Origin of the sequence: Tolumonas lignilytica, from assembly GCF_000527035.1 — a bacterium.
Classification (GTDB): Bacteria; Pseudomonadota; Gammaproteobacteria; order Enterobacterales; family Aeromonadaceae; genus Tolumonas; species Tolumonas lignilytica.
In genome coordinates this window covers 722,453-742,571 of record NZ_AZUK01000001.1, presented here as the reverse complement: position 1 = coordinate 742,571, position 20,119 = coordinate 722,453, and the positions used below count along the sequence as shown (strand labels likewise).

Below are 20,119 nucleotides of genomic sequence, written 5' to 3'. Positions count from 1 at the left end.
TTTTTGACCTAGGTATCAGACGATACCTCTATTAAGTATGAGATATCGTCTGATGTGATGATTTACAGTTGGTTTTGGGTAAATGAAGTAAGAATTTGCTCCACCAAGGTGAATCGGGTTTTGACATCATCACTGGGTAAATTAAAGCGCAGGCGGGTTGGCCCATCCATGCGATATAGGCGAGGCTGATTTTGTATCAGGCTGACAATGAACATCGGATTGATCTTTGTTTCCTGAGTGAAATCAATGTAGCCACCTCGATCGCCTATTTCAATCCGCTTCAGCCCCAATGGTTTGGCCAATAGGCGGAACCGTGAAATCTGTATCAGATTTTGAGCCGACTGAGGGAGCAGGCCAAATCGGTCGATTAATTCAATTTTTAATTCATCGATCTCTTCTTGAGAATTACAGCTGGCAATGCGCTTGTACATTGAGAGGCGCATATTGACATCAGGGATATATTCATCAGGCAATAGAGCCGGAACGCGTAATTCAATATCGGTGTGATTGGCCAACAACTGATCCAGAGAGGGCTCTTTGCCTTCTTTCAATGCGTTGACGGCTTGTTCCAACATTTCCATATACAGAGTAAAACCGATCGATTCGATTTGTCCGCTTTGCTCATCACCGAGTAACTCACCGGCACCCCGGATCTCTAAATCATGGGTTGCCAATACAAAACCAGCTCCCAGATCCTCCAATGATTCAATGGCCTCGAGTCGCTTGATGGCATCTTTGGTCATTTGTTTCGGATGTGGCGTTAGCAGATAGGCATAAGCCTGATGGTGGGAGCGACCAACACGACCACGCAGCTGATGCAGTTGCGCCAGACCTAGGTTATCGGCGCGATCCATGATGATAGTGTTGGCGCTTGGAACGTCGATCCCCGTTTCAATGATGGTCGTACATACCAGGAGGTTATAACGTTGATGGTAAAAGTCAGTCATGACTCGTTCCAGTTCACGCTCCCGCATCTGGCCATGTGCAATGGCAATGCGAGCCTCCGGCAATAGTTCCTTCAACTGTGTGGCCGTCTGTTCTATGGTTTCCACATTGTTATGGAGGTAATAAACCTGCCCGCCACGTTTTAATTCACGAAGAATGGCCTCGCGGACGACCGCTTTGTCGTATTGTCGAACGAATGTTTTGATGGCAAGCCGTTTGGCCGGTGGTGTCGCGATGACAGAAAGATCCCGCATACCAGAAAGGGCCATATTCAACGTACGGGGGATCGGTGTGGCCGTCAGGGTCAGAATATCGACATCGGCCCGTAGTGCTTTGATTTTTTCTTTTTGCCGTACACCGAAGCGATGTTCTTCGTCGACAACCAGGAGACCGAGATCTTTAAAACGGATATCTTCGGCCAGCAGTTTATGAGTACCGATAATGATGTCGATTTTGCCTTCAGCCAGTGCTTCCATCGCGGCTTTTTGTTCTTTGGCACTTTTAAAGCGACTCATGACTTCAATATTGACCGGCCAGTTAGCAAAGCGATCACGGAAGTTTTCATAGTGCTGTTGCGCCAGCAGCGTGGTGGGTACTAATACGGCCACTTGTTTGCCTGCATGCACCGCAACAAAGGTGGCACGCATGGCGACCTCGGTTTTACCAAATCCGACATCGCCGCAGACGAGACGATCCATCGCTTTGGCCTGGCACATATCACCTAATACGGAGTTGATTGCATTCAACTGATCTGGCGTTTCTTCAAACGGAAAACCGGCGGCAAATTTACTGTAAGCCTGTTTGTCATGCATAAATGCCAAACCGGGGCGCGCCGCGCGTTTGGCATAGACATCCAGCAATTCCGCTGCAACATCCCGTATTTTTTCGACCGCTTTCTTGCGAGCTTTTAACCAGGCTTCGCCGCCGAGCTTATGCAGCGGTGGATTTTCGCTGCCACTGTAGCGGCTGATCAAATGTAATGAGGTGACCGGCACATAGAGCTTATCTGCCCCTGCATATTCCAATGTCAGATATTCAGCGGCCACACCGCCGGCATCTATGGTTTGCAACCCCACATAGCGACCGACACCATGGTCAAGGTGAACGACCGGTTGGCCGATGGTTAATTCGGCCAGATTGCGAACAATCGCCTCATTATTAGTACTGGTTTTTTTATCCCGACGCCGCCGTTGTACGACCTTCTGACCAAACAGATCGTTTTCACAGATCAGGGCAATCTGCGCTTCTGGAAGAATAAAACCATGTTCCAGCGGACTGACGATAATGGCCTGCTGGGCATTACCTTGAGCAAACGCTTCAAAGGAATTCAGAATGGGGAGTTGAAGTTGGAGTGGTGCCAGCAGCTCCAATAGTGCTTCGCGCCGCCCCTCTGATTCGACAGAAAACAGCATGCGGCCACTGAAAAGACTGAAAAAGCGTTGTAACGCTTCCAGCGGTTCTTGCTGTTTGGCTTCGATCGTTAACTCTGGTAGCGCATGTACCGGTAAATTAGTTCGTCCGGCTTTTTCTTCTACAGGTAAGGATTGGCAATGGATCTGCGTACGTTCTTTCAGAATCCCGAAGAGTTGATCCACTGGCAGATACAATGTGGCGGGTGGCAATAGCGGGCGACTTAAATCATAACGGCGATCTTCGTAACGCTGTTGCACATCGGACCAGAATTGCTCACTGGCTTGCTGAATATCACCTACTGTCATGACCAGACTGGCTGGTGGTAAATAGTCCAGCAAGGTTGATGTTTGTTCAAAAAACAGCGGCAGATAATATTCGATACCAGCAGGCCATAAGCCTTTGCTGACTTGCTGGTAGATTGAATCTGGTGTGCGGCCGGCATCAAACAGCTCGCGAAAACGTTGCCGGAAACCTTCGATCGCATTTTTATCTGTCGGAAATTCATGTGCAGGCAGCAGACGAACTTCTTTCACAGGCTCATGAGAGCGTTGAGTATCCGGATCAAAGGCCCGGATGGTGTCGACTTCGTCATCAAAGAAGTCGATTCGATAAGGCTGCGACGAGCCCATCGGGAATAAATCGAGCAGTGAACCACGGGCCGCGTATTCGCCATGTTCCAATACCTGCTCGACGGCGTTATAGCCAGCATGTTCCAAGCGTCGGCGCAGATTGTGTAAATCTAGTTTATCACCGGGTTTTACCAGCAGGCTGTAACCGTCAATAAAACTGGAAGGGGCTGTGCGCAGCATCAGTGTTGCAACAGGTAAAATCAGAAGACCTTGTTGCATTCGAGGGAGATGATAAAGCGTTTCTATACGCTGTGAGATAATGTCCTGATGCGGTGAAAAGGTATCATAGGGCAGGGTTTCCCAATCGGGGAAAAGCCGCACCGGGATATTTTGTTCCTGCAGCAGAAAGCTGATTTCCTGTTCCAGATATAAGGCGGTTGGTGTGTCATTCACCACCAGTACAACCGGATGAGATTGTTTGGTGACCAGCTCTGCAATGGCCAGCGAAAGACTACTGCCATGCAGCTGAGCAAAAGTAAGCCGCTGATTCGCTTTTGGATTCAGTGAAAAAGTAAAATAATTCGTCATCACTCAAATTCAGGTTAGTTGGTATTTTTTTTCTGCTCGTTCTCTTAACTGGCGAGATTGTTCATGACTGCAGGCCCGGATCAGTAATTCACGATCTTCATTGCGGAGCAGTTCATACGTCGCAGTCACCAATAATCGCTCTTCCTCGCCTTCAATGTGTGTGACCCGGCCATAGCAATACACGGCACAGGCTTCTTCACGCAGGAAAATTTTCAAACGCAATAACTGTCCTTTTTCCAGTGGTAATGATGTATGGAACGTCAGTTGGCTACCACCAAAACTGTGCGTTTGATGTCTGTGCAGAGGATTGTCATCCTGTTGAAGGATATGAGCCATCAGCAGGTTGATTTTGCGCGATTGCTGGTTAATCACCTCGACTAGATAACCAATATCATCACTGATTTGTCGTAATGCCCGTGCGTTGCTTAAATCCAGTTGCACAAGGGTATTGGATATTTTAAATGGCTCCGGAATCTCAGCTTCAAAAGAAGCCAGATCAGGCAGTTTAAAATCCTGTTCCAATGGAATCACACTGATAGATAAGCAGTGTTGCACACTAAAATATTGCTCGCTCAAGGAGAACCCCTTGTTGAGTGGATGTCTTACCTTTATTATCCGCTAACTCTTGGATTGCGCAACGCTTGGAAACAGCGTGAAATCACTCATTTTTCAACCTATCAGTCTGGCTATTGGTCTTCGTTATGCCGGTGCCAGAGGTGATAATCGATTTGCTTCTTTTATCTCCATCTTTTCTACCTTCGGAATTGCGATTGGCGTACTGGCGTTGATCGTGGTGAGTTCGGTCATGAACGGATTTGAGGCACAGCTAAAAGATCGTATTTTAGGTGTGGTGCCTCATGGCGTGATCACGACGGAATCAGGCCAGTTATCCGACTGGCAGCACTATCAGTCTCTGATCGTAACATTACCGCATGTGCAGGCAGCGGCGCCCTTTATTACCACGGAAGGGATGGTGCAAAGCCCGGGGGGATTGGCTCCGATCTCGTTGCAGGGCATTGACCCTCAAAATTATCCCAAGCAGGATTTACTCCGCAAAACGCTAGGCTCGGCAGCGCTGGATCGTCTTCAAGCGGGGCAGTTTAATATAATTCTCGGTGGTGAGTTGGCCCAGAAACTCGGCGTAATGCCGGGTGATAAGGTACGGGTGCTGGTCAGCGAGGGGAGCCACTTTACCCCGATGGGACGCATACCCTCACAGCGTTTGTTTCATGTGGTGGCCTTGTTTGATGTGGGGTCGCCGGTGGACGACCAAATCGCATTGATTCATCTGGATGATGCCCGTCGTCTGTTACGTTATCCTGCAGACAGTATCACGGGGTGGCGGGTTTGGCTGAACGATGCTTTTCAGACCGAAGACATCGCAAAAACATCATTACCCAGCCCATTAGTATTTCAGGACTGGCGCAAAGATCGCGGTGAGTTATTCCGTGCTGTGGCTATGGAAAAACACATCATGAGCTTGATGTTGGTGCTGATCATTTTAGTAGCGGCCTTCAATATTCTTTCATCACTGGTGATGGTGGTTCTCGACAAACAAGGTGAAGTGGCCATTTTGCGAACCATGGGAATGCAGAGTCCAACGGTGATGAAGATTTTCATTGTACAGGGGATCTGGAGTGGCGTATTGGGCGGCATATTAGGCACAGTCGGAGGTGTCATTCTGACTCATTACCTGAATTCGGTCTTACGTGTTATCGGGCTTAATGTCTATATGGACGCCGGTGGCAGTGGATTACCGGTAGATATGCAGTTATCTCAGATCCTGCTGATTGCATGCGGCGCATTACTCATGAGTTTTATGGCGACGCTTTATCCGGCTTATCGTGCCGCTCATATTCGTCCGGCGGAGGCGTTACGTTATGAATAATATCCTGTTAAGTTGCCAGCAGTTGGTTAAAACCTACCAGGAAGGTACGGTGGAAACGCCAGTGCTTCGTGGAATCAGCTTATCTGTGTTCCAGCAAGAAATGTTAGCGATTGTCGGGAGCTCGGGTTCCGGGAAAAGTACATTACTGCATCTGATGGGGGCTTTAGATACACCCACCTCCGGTTCCGTGCTTTTTGAGCAGCAGGATATTTATCAGTGGAATAGCCAGCAACAAGCGCGATTCCGTAATAAGCAATTGGGTTTTGTGTATCAATTCCACCATCTGCTGGGTGAGTTTAGCGCATTAGAGAACGCGGCCATGCCCTTGCTGATTGGTGGCATGGCGGTGAAACAAGCCACACAACAAGCTTCTGCCATGCTGGAGCGGGTGGGATTGTCTCACCGCTTGGCTCATCGACCATCAGAATTATCTGGCGGGGAAAGGCAGCGTGTCGCCATTGCGCGTGCGTTAGTGAGCCAACCCCGCTTGGTTTTAGCCGATGAGCCGACGGGGAATCTGGATCATAAAAGTGCAACGGCTATTTATGAGCTGATGTGCCTGCTGAACAGTGAACTCGGTACGGCGTTTGTTGTTGTCACCCACGATCGTGAACTGGCAGGCAAGTTACATCGTCAACTGCATATGGTGGATGGTGTATTGCTGGGAGGCGAGTGATGTTTCAACCTTATGCCTTGTTTGTCGGTTTACGTTATAGCCGGACTCGTCGCAGCAGTCGGTTTGTCAGTTTTATTTCCGCATCGTCCATTATCGGCATTGCGCTAGGCGTGATGGCGCTGATCCTTGGTTTATCGGCCATGAATGGTTTTGAACGCGAGTTACGCCAGCGTGTTTTGGCCGTGATCCCTCATGCTGAAGTTGAGATGGTCGCCGGGGGGCTAAATGATTGGCATGCGGCCGCAGATATATTAAAAAAGCAGCCGGGTATTACGGCGGTGGCACCGCTGATTTCCTTGAATGGCATGCTGGAGGCGGGCGGTAAAATGAAGGCAGCACAGTTACGCGCCGTGCTGCCAGCAGAAGAAAAAAGCATATCTCAAGCCTCAAAGTATATGACAGGGAATGGGCTGGATGCACTGCACCCCGGAGAGAATGACGTCATTTTAGGCCAACAGATTGCCAATAAACTGGGTGTTAAAATTGGCGACGTGGTGACCATGCAAGTGCCTGACAGGCAGGCGCAATCTGCATTTGCGGCGCCAATGCAACGTCAGTTTACCGTTGTGGGTTTATTGAAGCTCGGGGGGCAGTTGGATGGTTTATTGGGCTACATCCATCTGAAAGATGCGCAATCGATGCTGGGCTGGCAGGATCAAGTGCAAGGCTTAAGTATTGAAGTAAATGATGTTTTGTCAGCACAGAGCATTGCCTATCATGCAGCCAATCAATTGCCCTATCGCATGTATCTGCGTAGCTGGATGACATCACAAGGCTATCTTTATCAGGATATCCAAATGGTCAGAACCGTGATGTATGTCGTTTTACTGATGGTTGTTGCAGTTGCCTGCTTTAATATCGTCTCCACGCTGGTGATGGCGGTGAATGAAAAACGCGGTGATATTGCCATTTTGAAGACCATGGGCGCGAGTGATTGGCAGATCCGGGGCGTGTTCATGACCCAAGGTATGGTTAACGGTTTGGTCGGCGCTGGCTGCGGAGCATTATTGGGCAGTGTTTTGGCTCAATATCTGTCGTCCATCATTCATGTCATTGAACGAATTTCTGGTCATCAATTCCTGAATCCGGAGATCTACTTCATTGATTTTCTGCCTTCCGAACTACATGCTCTGGATGTGGTTGTTGTCACAACGGTTGCCATTGTCATGAGCTTGGTCGCGACATTATACCCGGCATGGCGAGCCAGCCGGCTCTTGCCGGCAAGAGAATTAGGGCGCTGAGCTTAGCCGAGAGATATAGCGATATAAAAAAACCAGCATCATTGCTGGTTTTTTTTATTCACAATTTTTTACTGCGTTTGTGACGGTAATAAATCAACATAAGGATGACGGCTCCCAGTACCAGCAGTGAATAGATACCGGTCTGACCTCGCTTGATCATATGCAGTAACCACTCTCGGTTGTAGGCACCATAATCGCCGAGATATACCCAGATAGGCACTGAAATACAAGCTGCCAGTCCGTCCATCACGACTAATCGCCAGATCGAAATCCGACGACTCATTCCGGCTACGATAAAAATAGGGGAACGCAGACCAGGTAAAAAGCGCGCAACAAACAGCACCCAATTGCCGTATTTTACGAATTTTTCCTGCACCTGCGAGAAACGGTGGGGGGTTACAATTCGGCGGATAGGCGCAAAGGATAATATGTGTTGTCCAAATATCCGGCCAAGGGAAAACATGGTGCTGTCACCAATGAGTACGCCGGCCATACAGACAGCAAACATGGTATGAACATCTGCAAACCCTAAGCCTGCAATGATCCCTCCTGCGACGAGGGTAATATCTTCAGGGATTGGCAGACCAAACCCGCACAGCAAAAGCATCACGAAGACGGCTACATAGCCATAATCAGAAAAAATGGAAATCAGAATATCCATCGTATTGTTTTTTTCACCCCATTTCTGACTGGCAGTCTCATGGTTATTTTATTCATCAATTCAAGACAACACATAAAACTACAACAAGATAATGTCGCCGGATTATGACACTCATTCGCTCATGGGTGTGCAAATCGGTATTAGTTTTCTCCGTTTTCTGTGAAATAAACACTTTCCGACTTTCGTTCTGATTTCTTTTTATACAAAAACGACATGATTTTCGTCAAAAGAGACAGCTATTGGTTTTCGATGCATCCCGGGAAAATGGCGTTCTTCTTCCGCTAATTAAGATAAGCACGTGGATCGTCTGCTATTCGGCATTGCCTTGGGCATTATTAGTGCATTGGTTTGGCCATTGCTTCCAGCCAATAGTTATGGTTTGGCGAGCGGCTTTGTGGGTATCCTCATTTTTAGCCGCTATCGTTTTTGCGGGGCCGTATTATTCGGCGTTTGTTGGTCGATTTTTTTCTTCAATCAGCAGTTGTTTTGGTTAAAGGATCAGAACATCCATCTTCCTGCCATGCAGGAATTAACTATTACTGTAGAAAATGTGGTTGCCCATGCAGATCAGCAACAAATACAGGCGTCTGTCCAGGTAATTAACCACCACACCTACTGGCCGGCACCTCATATTCGATTAAAACTGCCCGATAAATCAAGAGCGGTAAAACGGGGGGATCAGCTACATGTCTGGGCTCGTCTTAAAATACCGCACGGGCTGGGAAATCCTGCGGGCTTTAATACAGAACGATGGTTGCTGGGGCAGGGCGTTACCGCCACGGGGAACGCCAAACAATATCAGGTGATGTATCAGGCCGATCATAGTTGGCGGGATCAATGGTTAATGAAATCACGTCAGCTCATGCAGGGTTTTCGTCAGCCTGAATTACTGATGGCATTGATTTATGGTGAACAGCAGGATGTTGATAAAACCGACTGGCAGACATTGCGGGATACCGGGCTCATTCACCTCATTGCGATTTCAGGGATGCATATTGGGCTCATTGCCTGGATCGGTGTCGCGTTATCCCGTTTATTGTTTCGCCGTTTCACTGACAAAGTACCGGCATTACATGGATTAGTGGGGATGGCACTGGCGGTGTTATACAGCGCGTTAGCTGATTTTTCAGCGCCGACAGTCCGATCGTTGTGTATGTTGGTCATCTGGATGGGGTTACGGATCTGGCAACGTGAATGGTCTGTAAGTCGGATCTGGATGGCCTCTTTAGCTTGTCTGCTGTTTCTTGATCCCTGGAGCCTCTTTTCTGCTGGCTTCTGGTTGTCATTTATTGCCGTGGCGATTCTGGGGATTGCCGGGTTTTTATGGCGTAAACCATCCCTCTGGCAGGTGCAGTGTTTGATGACATTGCTGCTCATTCCTGTGCAATTGATGTTTTTTGACGGGCTCAGTCTCAGTAGTATTCTGGTCAATTTACCTGCAGGCCCATGGTTTACTTTTTCTATCGTACCTGTTGCTCTAGTGTCGGGATTATTGGTGCCAATATTGCCACCTCTGGCGCGTTTTGGATTCTGGCTTTGTGATCTGCAATTAGACTGGTTGATGTCCGCATTGACATGGATTCAAGCTCGGTGTTCTGGCTGGATCACGCTTTCATTGCAGCAACAGCAGCTCGTATTGTGGCTATTGATGAGTTTTATATTTTGGTATTTTTTTCGGATCAATAAGCAGCGGGAATGGGGCTTGTTGTTGCTCGGTGGTTCGGGATTTTTGCTCAATGCATGTCAATCTGAACCTGAGTGGCGGGTGGATATGCTAGATGTGGGGCAAGGTCTTTCCGTTTTAGTGACGCAGCATGACAGAGCGCTGTTATTTGATACCGGAGATGCCTTTCCCGGTGGGTATAACATGGCGGATGCAGCAATATTTCCGATGCTGGAATATAGAGGGAGCCAGCAACTGGACTATTTATTTGTCAGTCATCGGGATAAAGATCATGCGGCAAATTGGCAGCGTATTCATCAGCAATATCCGCAGGCCCGGATCATCTCCTCATCCCCTTTAACGACTGACACGCTGATTTGTCAGCGAGGACAATATTGGTCATGGGGAAGGTTGCAATTAACCTTATTATCCCCGCTGCAATCATCAGGGGGCGAGGTCAATGAAGACTCCTGCGTCTTGCGGATCTCTGATGGGGAACATAGCGTTTTACTGACTGGGGATGTGGAGCGTGATGCTGAGGCAGAATTAACGCATTTACCAAACCAGTTGTTACGTAGCCAAATTTTATCTTCGCCTCACCATGGGAGTAAATCATCTTCATCGGCGGGTTTTATTGCCGCGGTTGCACCGCAATATGTTGTGCACAGTGCGGGATATCAAAATAAATGGCACCATCCGAATTCTGTTGTGCTGGCGCGTTATGCTCATACAAAACAATGGATCACGGCGATGGATGGGATGGTCAGTTTCGAATTTGACCAGAAAGGTATCAATATTCAACCTTTTCGTCATTTCCAACCCTGGTATAGACAGATGGATGCTTGGTTAGTGGGCGATCAACCGCTAAAATGACGGGTCATTTTGCAGCAAGGTTTGATCATCCATGTCTAAAGAAGCTCTCGACGTAGCGCAGAAAGCCAGTTGGCCCATTCTGAAACGCCTATTGGGATACACAATTGGTCGCAGAAAGGGATTGGCTATTGCCGCACTCGGCATGGCTGGTTACGCGGGCGTTGATACTTACATGATCTCCCTGATTAAACCGTTACTGGATGATGGATTAAACGGCAAAGATCACTCGGCAATGTTGTGGCTACCAGTGATGATCATGGGTTTAGTGGCCATGCGAGGAGTATGTAACTTTATCTCTGATTATTTCATGGCTTGGGTTGGTAACACTGTCGTTATGCGACTGCAGCGCGCTGTCTTTTCGCATTTAATGGGGATGCCGCTCTCCTTTTTTGATAAACACAACACAGGTAGTTTGTTATCCAAAGTCACTTACGACGCCAGTCAGGTTTCGTCAGCAGCCAGTTCTACCCTGATTTCTTTAATCAGAGAGGGGTGTACGGTCATTGGTCTGTTGGTGCTGATGTTTTACTATTCATGGCAATTATCGACGATCTTTTTTGTTATCGGCCCCATTGTCGCTTTTCTGATTTCCATTATTAGTAAGCGTTTCAGGAAGTTAAGCCGACAATTACAGCATGCTATGGGCAATATCACGACTTCTACCGAGCAAATGCTGCGTGGGCATAAAGAGGTTTTGATGTTCGGTGGGCAAGAAATAGAAGCAGCCCGTTTCGACAGCGTCAGTAATGTTGTTCGTCAACAAAACATGAAAATGGTGGTTGCCGATGCAGTCGGTTCACCGATCGTTCAGTTTATCGCATCTACCGCACTCTCTTTGGTTTTGTATCTTGCGACCTTCCCTGAAATCAGTCACAAACTGACTGCCGGGTCTTTTGCTGCTGTTATTTCGGCACTTTTTGGTTTGTTAAAACCACTGAAAAATCTGACTCAGGTGAATGTACAGTTCCAGAGAGGGATTGCGGCTTGTCAGAGCCTGTTTGATGTTATTGATCTGCCATTAGAAGAAGATAAAGGGCAACTAGCTATCACTCATGCTGCGGGTCATATTGAGTTTCGTCATGTCACTTTTACCTATCCCACAAAAGATGCACCTGCATTAAGAGACATGAGCTTTACTATTGAGCCGGGCAAAACCGTGGCCTTGGTGGGGCGTTCAGGATCGGGCAAAAGCACCATTGCGAGTTTGTTGACCCGTTTTTACGATATTCAGGAAGGGCAAATTCTGCTGGACGGACACGATATCCGGGAATATCGCCTGCGTGATTTACGTCGCCAGTTTGCCTTGGTATCACAAAACGTCCACCTGTTTAATGATACCGTCGCGAATAATATTGCTTATGCCGCAGAAGATTTGTTCAGCCGCGAACAGATCATCCATGCTGCGAAATTAGCGAATGCCGATGAATTTATCAGTCAGATGTCGGATGGCTACGATACGATTATTGGTGAAAATGGTGCCACGTTGTCTGGTGGTCAGCGTCAACGACTGGCCATCGCTCGGGCGCTCTTGCGTGATATGCCAATCCTGCTACTGGATGAAGCAACGTCTGCATTGGATACCGAGTCTGAACGCCGCATTCAGTCGGCGTTGGAATCGCTGACCAAAGATCGCACCACTCTGGTGATCGCTCACCGTCTGTCGACCATTGAAAACGCGGATGAAATTCTGGTGATTGATGACGGTGAAATTGTCGAGCGTGGCACGCATGATCAGTTGTTGGAACTGGGTGGCGCTTACGCGTTACTCCGTCGTACCCAGATGGGTGCACAAACCTCATGATAGATAAACTTTGGTATAAACGTAGCGGGATCAATTGGCTGCTGGCACCTTTTGCTGCACTGTTTGCATTACTGACTTTTTTGCGGCGACTAGCTTATCAAAAAGGTTTGCTTTCCAGTTACCGGGCGTCTGTACCTGTCATTGTTGTTGGCAATATTACCGTAGGCGGTAACGGCAAGACGCCAATGGTATTGTGGCTGGTGGAGTTACTGACCCAAGCGGGCTATAAACCGGGGGTGGTCAGTAGAGGTTATGGTGGCAAAGCACCGCATTATCCTTATCTGCTACACCCCGAAACGACGACAGCGGAAGCAGGTGATGAACCGGTTTTGATATATCAACGCAGTGGCTGTCCGGTTGCTGTAGCTCCGAAACGGGCCCTGGCGGTTCAGCTATTAGTCGAGCAATGCCATGTAAATGTGATCGTCTGTGACGATGGTTTGCAGCACTATGCATTACAGCGTGATATTGAATTGGTTGTGATGGATGGTGAACGCCGCTTAGGTAATGGCTGGTTAATGCCGATGGGTCCATTGCGCGAAAGTGCTTCTCGCTTGCAGCAGGTCATGGCTGTCATTTGCAACGGCGGGCAAGCCAGACCGGATGAAGTGCAAATGTCACTGGAACCGTCTCCCTTATGCAATGTTAAAACACACCATACCGCGCTCATCTCCGGGGCTGTGGATGCAATGGCCGGCATCGGTTATCCCCCCCGTTTTTTCAATAGCCTATTGCTACAAGGATATGCGTTAAATCAACAGGTGGCTTATGCTGACCATCAGGTATTTGATGCGACAGAATTGCAAAAGCGCTTTTCCCAACGGCCATTGATCATGACGGAAAAGGATGCAGTGAAATGTCGGAGTTTTGCTTTGGATAATTGGTGGTATCAGCCCGTTACTGCTAAATTGCCAGAAAAATTTGCAAACAGATTACTTGCTCAACTGAAGGAGCTTAAATATGGCACTGGATTATAAATTACTGGAAATAGTCGCTTGTCCTATCTGCAAAGGAAAGCTGAATTACGACAAAGAACGCTCAGAATTAGTTTGTCGTGCCGATAAGCTGGCTTATCCAATAGAAGATGATATTCCTGTATTACTGGAAAGCCGAGCCAGACCATTAACGGCTGATGAGCTTCCATCATGAGTTTTGTGGTCGTTATTCCTGCCCGTTATCAGTCATCCCGTTTGCCGGGGAAACCATTAGCGGATATTCATGGTCAGCCAATGATTGCGTGGGTTGTTGAACGAGCCAAACAATCAGGAGCCAGCCGGGTTATTGTTGCCGTTGATGATGAACGTGTCGCTGCTGCTGTTTCATCTCTGGATGTTGAAGTGTGCATGACGGGGCTGCATCATCAATCTGGGACTGAACGGTTAGCCGAAGTCTGTGAGAAATATGCTTTCGCGCCGGATACCATCATTGTGAATGTTCAGGGTGATGAACCGTTGATCCCGCCAGCCATCATTACGCAGGTTGCTGAAAATCTGGCGAATACAACGGCACCGATGGCAACACTGGCCGTAACCATTGATGATGAGCATGAGTTGTTCAATCCGAATGCGGTAAAAGTGGTCATGGATAAACAGGGGTATGCGCTGTATTTCAGTCGAGCCACCATTCCATGGGATCGGGATGGTTTTGCTAAAGAACCGAAACAGTCGCATCATTCATTCCTGCGTCACATCGGTATATATGCCTATCGCGCTGGATTTATTCGTCAATATGTCGATTGGCCGGTCAGCCCACTGGAACAGATCGAATCACTAGAGCAGCTTCGTGTGTTATGGCATAGCGAAAAAATCCATGTTGCTGTTGCTGCACAAACACCGCCAGCAGGCGTTGATACTCCAGAAGATTTGGAAAAAGTTCGCCGACATTTGCAAACACAATAAGCTAAAAATTTGATTATTGACCGTAATAAAAAAGCCAGAGTAATTCCTCTGGCTTTTTTCGATTCTGCTCGTTAAGCTGAATCGATTCTTCATGCAAGCGCTTGCGTTTTGTGTAACAGAGTGTAACATTAAGCAAACAAACCGTACATCTTCCTTCTAAGGACAGCATTATGACTATAGGAACAACGCTTGGCGAATTCATCATCAAGAAACAAGCGGATTTTCCACATGCTACCGGTGAGCTTACCAATCTGCTTTCTTCGATTAGCCTGGCAGCAAAAATTGTTAATCGTGAAATTAATCAGGCAGGTTTAAGTGATATTCTCGGTGCGATGGGGCGAGATAATGTTCAGGGTGAAGAGCAACAAAAACTGGATTGGTTTGCAAATGAGAAATTCAAAGATGCATTGGCTGCCAGAGGTGAGGTGTGTGGTTTAGCCTCGGAAGAAGAGGATGATTTTGTTGCTTTTGATCCCATCAGCGAGAAAAAATCAAAATATGTGGTGTTGATCGATCCTTTAGACGGCTCCTCCAATATTGACGTCAATGTGTCGGTGGGAACTATTTTTTCTATTTATCGCCGGGTGACACCCGCAGATCAACCGGCCACTCTTGCTGATTTTTTACAGCCAGGACACCGTCAGGTTGCGGCTGGTTATGTTATTTATGGATCATCGACCATGTTGGTTTATACAACAGGTCAAGGGGTGAATGGTTTCACGCTTGATCCTTCCATCGGCTATTTCTGCTTGTCTCATCCGGATATCCAAATTCCGGAGCAGGGATATTGTTATTCCGTCAATGAAGGCCATTACCTGAAGTTCCCATTAGGCGTAAAACAATATATCAAGTATTGTCAGGCTGTGGATGAACAGGAAAAACGCCCTTATACCTCGCGTTATATTGGTTCGCTGGTGGCTGATTTTCATCGGAACCTGTTGAAAGGGGGGATCTATATGTACCCTTCAGGAACCAACGCACCCAACGGAAAACTGCGTCTGCTTTATGAATGCAACCCGATGGCATTTTTGGTAGAGCAGGCCGGCGGCAAAGCCTCTACCGGTTGGGGGGAACGAATTCTGAATCTGGAACCGTCAGAGTTACATCAACGGACACCATTCTATGCTGGTTCCCGTTTTATGGTTGATAAGCTGGAAGAGTTTGTTGCGCAGTATGCGGAACCGTCAGACCAATAGTTTTAACGGTTCAAATCAAAAAGAAAGGGCAGCTTATCGCTGCCCTTTGTCTTGCTGAGTAACAATTACTTGCGCATGTTGATAGGCAATACGGTGCGGGTTGGTGCGCCGGTGTACAGCTGACGAGGGCGACCAATTTTGCTGGCCGGATCTGCCTGCATTTCTAACCAGTGAGAAATCCAGCCGATGGTACGGGCCAGCGCAAAGATCACGGTAAACATTGAGGTTGGAATGCCGATCGCATTCAGAATAATACCGGAGTAGAAGTCTACGTTCGGATACAGTTTCTTCTCAATGAAATAGGGGTCAGACAAAGCAATCCGTTCCAGTTCCATTGCAACGTCGAGTAATGGATGATCACTGATATTCAGTTCTTGCAATACCGCATGGCAGGTATCACGCATCACTACTGCACGTGGGTCATAGTTACGATACACGCGATGGCCGAAACCCATCAGACGGAATGGATCATTCTTATCTTTTGCTCGGGCAATGAAGTGAGGAATGCGATCCACTGAACCGATTTCCTGCAGCATTTTCAGACATGCTTCATTGGCACCACCGTGGGCAGGCCCCCACAATGATGCAATACCGGCGGCGATACAGGCAAAGGGATTCGCGCCTGATGAGCCAGCCAGACGGACACTGGAGGTAGAAGCATTCTGTTCATGATCGGCATGCAGGACAAAGATAATATCCATTGCACGTTCGATCACCGGGTTCACGCGGTATTCTTCGCAAGGCACGGCAAACATCATATGCAGGAAGTTACCGGCATAACTCAGGTCGTTACGAGGATAGATGAATGGTTGCCCCATGGAGTATTTGTATGACATGGCGGCCAGCGTTGGCATCTTGGAGATCAGACGGTAAGCCGCAATTTCACGGTGCTGTTCATGGCTGATATCCAGTTCATCGTGATAGAACGCGGACAACGCACCGGCAACCCCGCACATAACTGCCATTGGATGTGAGTCACGGCGGAAGGCCTTGAACAGAGACGTGATCTGTTCATGCACCATGGTATGACGGGTCACGGTATAACGGAATTTGTCATACTGCTCTTTGTTGGGCAGTTCGCCGTTCAATAACAGATAGCAGACTTCCAGATAGTTAGAATCTTTAGCCAGTTCTGCAATAGGGTAGCCACGATACAGCAGAATACCAGCATCCCCGTCAATGTAGGTGAGCTTAGAGGTACAGGATGCTGTGGACAGGAAACCTGGATCGTAAGTGAAATAGCCATGCGCCCCTAATGCGCGAACATCGATAACTTCCGGGCCTTCTGTTCCTGACAGAATGGGCAGTTCGATCGGTTCCTGACCGGGGATGTGCAGGGTGGCTACTTTATTAGCCATAGCAAGTCTCCTTTGCAATTAATGTGAAAGCGGCTTTCGTGAAGTAACTTCACGAAACATCTTTTATTGTTCCTTTATAGTTCGTATAAACGCTATTGCGATTGATAGCAACAAAAAATCCTTATTGCATCACACTTATTTCAACCATCCTGCCATGCTTTGTCAATTTGATAGCGCGGGCTAAATGTATGAATGGTCACAGTTTGAGTGGTTAGTTCATAAAATTCTGTTTATGTGTTGTTAAAATTTTGTAATGAATGTGGTTGCCTGAATATACTGAGTGTGCTGTCTTTTCATATCCAACATGAAGGTGTCGGACAGCAATAAAGATTGTTTTTTGAGCATTAAAAACGTCATATTCGCTCTGTGATTGCCGTAACAGTAACAGGTAATCATAATATGTTGAATATAAAAGAAACCTTTTCATCCCGAGAGCAGAGTTGGGTTGAGTCAGCTATGTTGTTGGATGATTCATCTGGTTGTCGCATCAAACGATGACTGGACAAGCAGCGCAGCGGTTAAAGGAAATAAAATGAATATGCATGAAGATGCCATTGCCAACTGGATTCGATCATCTTACCTGGCAAATAGCGCATATGTTGAAGATCTTTATGAATCCTACCTGGTGGATCCGGGTTCTGTACCACTGGAATGGCAACGGTGTTTTTCTGAGTTAGGTGCGCCGCAGCAGAATGAACAACCTCATGCCTTAATCCGTCAGCAATTACGTCAACAAACCACACAACCCAAACGCGTCGTCGCTGCAGCAAGTCATGTCTATCTGGATCAAAAGCAATTTCACGTTCTGCAACTCATTAATGCCTACCGCTATGCCGGCCATCAATATGCCTCGCTCGATCCCTTAGGTTTAACGTCTAATCCGGTTGTACCCGAGTTGGAGCTTCCTTATTACCAACTGGATGAAAGCGATCTCGATCGTGAATTTCATGTCGGGAGCTATCTGGCGGGTCATGAGCGAATGAGTTTGCGGCAGTTGCTCGCGTCGCTGCGTAAAACATATTGCGGCGTCATTGGAACAGAATTCATGCATATGACTTCACAGATCGAGAAACGCTGGTTACAAGAGCGTCTTGAAGCTGTTGAGTCACAGCCAAAATGGTCGGATGCCATCAAGATCCAAGCGTTGGAAGAGTTAACGGCAGCTGAAGGATTGGAACGTTATCTGGGGGCGAAGTTCCCCGGTGCGAAACGATTCTCGCTGGAAGGCGGCGACATCCTGATTCCGATGGTGAAATCCATTATCCGTCAGGCCGGTGTAGCCGGTCACAAAGAGATCGTCATTGGTATGGCGCACCGTGGCCGTTTAACCATGTTAGTTAATGTGCTGGGTAAGCGCCCGAAAGAATTGTTCGATCAGTTCGCGGGACATCACGGTGATGCCTGGGGAACAGGCGATGTGAAATATCACATGGGCTTCTCTTCAGATTTTGCGACTGAAGGTGGCAATGTTCACTTGGCGCTCGCATTCAACCCATCCCATCTGGAAATTGTAAACCCGGTGGTCATCGGTTCTGTTCGTGCCCGTATGGAACGCCTGCATGACAATGAATTTAATAAAGTATTGCCTATTACCATTCATGGTGACTCGGCAATAGCCGGGCAGGGCGTGGTTGCTGAGACATTTAATATGTCACAAACCCGGGGCTTCGGCGTGGGGGGAACAGTTCGCATTGTGATTAATAACCAGATTGGATTTACCACATCCAATGCGAAAGACACCCGCTCAACCCGTTACTGTACTGATATTGCCAAGATGGTTCAGGCACCTATATTCCATGTAAATGCCGATCATCCGGAAGAAGTATTATGGATCACCCAGTTGGCACTGGATTTTCGTAATACCTTTCACCGCGACGTGGTCATTGATTTGGTCTGTTATCGTCGCAATGGCCACAATGAGGCGGATGAACCGACAGCAACGCAGCCATTGATGTATCAGAAAATTCGTCAGCACCCGACTGCACGTCAGATTTATGCTGATCAATTGACCAATGAAGGCATTATCGATGAACAGACGGCAGCAAAAGCCGTTACTGATTACCGTCAGGCTCTGGATCGTGGTGAGTGCGTTGTTAAAGAATGGCGTCCGATGGCTGAAATACACCAGAACTGGACGCCATTTTTAGGGCACGATTGGCAGGAGTCTTATGCTGCGAGCTATCCGTTAGATAAATTGGTGTCTTTAGCGAAAGCCATGACTCGATATCCGGAGTCGCATGTGCTGCAATCGCGAGTTCAGAAAATCTATGAAGATAGAGTTCTGATGAGCAACGGTGAAAAATTAGCTGACTGGGGCTTTGCTGAGAATCTGGCTTATGCTTCGCTGCTGGCCGAAGGGCACCCGGTGCGATTGACTGGTCAAGATTCCGGACGTGGCACCTTCTTCCATCGCCATGCGGTGTTGCACAACCAGAACGATGGCTCAACGTATACACCGTTAATGAACCTGTCACCGGATCAAGGCGCTTTCCGTGTGTATGACTCCGTATTATCAGAAGAAGCCGTGCTGGCATTTGAGTATGGTTACGCAACCGCGACACCTGATGGGCTGACAATTTGGGAAGCCCAATTCGGTGATTTTGCGAACGGTGCGCAAGTCGTGATCGACCAATTTCTTTCCTCTGGTGAACAAAAATGGGGGCGCCTGTGCGGTTTGGTATTGCTATTACCGCATGGTTACGAGGGACAGGGGGCAGAGCATTCCTCAGGCCGTCCTGAACGATATCTGCAATTATGTGCACAGCATAATATGCAGATTTGTATGCCGACCACACCGGCGCAAATTTATCATCTCTTACGGCGGCAGATATTGAGACCAATGCGTCGTCCGCTTGTGGTCTTTACGCCTAAATCACTATTGCGTCATCCACTGGCGGTATCATCGCTGCCTGAATTGGCTGACGGGCAATTCCAGAATGCGATTGCTGAAATTGATGTGATCCCGCCGGAAGGAGTGCAACGGGTTGTGCTTTGCTCCGGCAAGGTCTATTACGATTTACTGGAAGCCCGCCGCAAAGCGGATAATAAAGCGGTGGCCATCATCCGCATTGAGCAACTCTATCCCTTCCCTGAAGATGAATTGAAAACGATCCTTGAGCCTTATCAGCATGTTCAGGATTTTGTATGGTGCCAAGAAGAACCGAAGAATCAAGGCGCCTGGTATAGCTGCCAGCACCGCATGAAACGGGTGGTTCCGCCCTCTGTTTATCTGAATTATGTTGGAAGACCGGCTTCAGCTGCACCGGCGGTAGGGTATATGTCGCTGCACCTGCAACAGCAAAAAACATTAGTCGAAGAAGCGCTGACAATAAAATAAAAGGATATATCC

General features: G+C 47.9%; 14 protein-coding genes. 10 read left to right on the top strand and 4 right to left on the bottom strand.

Translation table 11 applies throughout. The features are described 5' to 3' along the window. Positions 1–62: 62 nt before the first annotated feature. Together mfd and H027_RS0103410 are read right to left on the bottom strand one after the other, a co-directional pair. Positions 63–3,515, bottom strand: coding sequence for a transcription-repair coupling factor (gene mfd / locus H027_RS0103415; RefSeq protein ID WP_024871136.1), 3,453 nt, complete (start codon positions 3,513–3,515; stop codon positions 63–65). Positions 3,516–3,524: 9 nt separating this feature from the next. Next, positions 3,525–4,091, bottom strand: coding sequence for a PilZ domain-containing protein (locus H027_RS0103410; protein ID WP_024871135.1), 567 nt, complete (start codon positions 4,089–4,091; stop codon positions 3,525–3,527). Positions 4,092–4,167: 76 nt separating this feature from the next. On the opposite strand from H027_RS0103410, the gene H027_RS0103405 reads away from it, so the two are divergent. Genes H027_RS0103405 through lolE form a run of 3 tightly spaced genes read left to right on the top strand, consistent with a single transcriptional unit; the run spans position 4,168 to position 7,320 of the window. Then, positions 4,168–5,403, top strand: coding sequence for a lipoprotein-releasing ABC transporter permease subunit (locus H027_RS0103405; RefSeq protein WP_024871134.1), 1,236 nt, complete (start codon positions 4,168–4,170; stop codon positions 5,401–5,403). Then, on the top strand, positions 5,396–6,079 hold the full coding sequence (lolD, locus tag H027_RS0103400; RefSeq protein WP_024871133.1) for a lipoprotein-releasing ABC transporter ATP-binding protein LolD: 684 nt from the start codon (positions 5,396–5,398) through the stop codon (positions 6,077–6,079). The genes H027_RS0103405 and lolD overlap by 8 nt, the downstream gene beginning before the upstream one ends. Beyond that, entirely contained in the window at positions 6,079–7,320 is a 1,242-nt protein-coding gene (lolE, locus tag H027_RS0103395) for a lipoprotein-releasing ABC transporter permease subunit LolE (protein WP_024871132.1), read from the top strand. Before lolD ends, lolE begins: the two co-directional genes overlap by 1 nt. Positions 7,321–7,378: 58 nt before the next feature. On the opposite strand, the gene H027_RS0103390 is transcribed toward lolE, so the two are convergent. Next, positions 7,379–7,981, bottom strand: a complete 603-nt coding sequence (locus H027_RS0103390) for a DedA family protein (RefSeq protein ID WP_024871131.1) — start codon at positions 7,979–7,981, stop codon at positions 7,379–7,381. Between the two features lie 298 nt (positions 7,982–8,279). Between H027_RS0103390 and H027_RS0103385 the strand changes: the two genes are divergently transcribed. From H027_RS0103385 to fbp, 6 genes are all read left to right on the top strand, one after another. Continuing rightward, entirely contained in the window at positions 8,280–10,517 is a 2,238-nt protein-coding gene (locus H027_RS0103385) for a DNA internalization-related competence protein ComEC/Rec2 (RefSeq protein ID WP_024871130.1), read from the top strand. A gap of 31 nt (positions 10,518–10,548) precedes the next feature. Beyond that, a complete protein-coding gene (msbA, locus tag H027_RS0103380; RefSeq protein WP_024871129.1) occupies positions 10,549–12,318 on the top strand; it encodes a lipid A ABC transporter ATP-binding protein/permease MsbA in 1,770 nt (589 codons plus the stop codon). Next, positions 12,315–13,295 carry a tetraacyldisaccharide 4'-kinase gene (lpxK, locus tag H027_RS0103375; RefSeq protein ID WP_024871128.1) on the top strand — a complete coding sequence of 327 codons (981 nt, stop codon included), beginning with the start codon at positions 12,315–12,317 and terminating at the stop codon, positions 13,293–13,295. The genes msbA and lpxK overlap by 4 nt, the downstream gene beginning before the upstream one ends. Further along, a complete protein-coding gene (locus tag H027_RS0103370; protein WP_024871127.1) occupies positions 13,279–13,467 on the top strand; it encodes a Trm112 family protein in 189 nt (62 codons plus the stop codon). The genes lpxK and H027_RS0103370 overlap by 17 nt, the downstream gene beginning before the upstream one ends. Then, entirely contained in the window at positions 13,464–14,216 is a 753-nt protein-coding gene (kdsB, locus tag H027_RS0103365) for a 3-deoxy-manno-octulosonate cytidylyltransferase (RefSeq protein ID WP_024871126.1), read from the top strand. The genes H027_RS0103370 and kdsB overlap by 4 nt, the downstream gene beginning before the upstream one ends. 170 nt (positions 14,217–14,386) lie before the next feature. Further along, entirely contained in the window at positions 14,387–15,412 is a 1,026-nt protein-coding gene (gene fbp / locus H027_RS0103360; protein WP_024871125.1) for a class 1 fructose-bisphosphatase, read from the top strand. Positions 15,413–15,477: 65 nt separating this feature from the next. Here fbp and gltA read toward each other — a convergent pair whose 3' ends face one another. Further along, positions 15,478–16,770: a citrate synthase gene (gltA, locus tag H027_RS0103355; protein WP_024871124.1), complete on the bottom strand. Its 1,293-nt coding sequence runs from the start codon at positions 16,768–16,770 to the stop codon at positions 15,478–15,480. A gap of 538 nt (positions 16,771–17,308) precedes the next feature. Between gltA and H027_RS0103345 the strand changes: the two genes are divergently transcribed. Continuing rightward, positions 17,309–20,107, top strand: coding sequence for a 2-oxoglutarate dehydrogenase E1 component (locus H027_RS0103345; protein WP_024871123.1), 2,799 nt, complete (start codon positions 17,309–17,311; stop codon positions 20,105–20,107). The last annotated feature ends 12 nt before the right edge of the window (positions 20,108–20,119 follow it).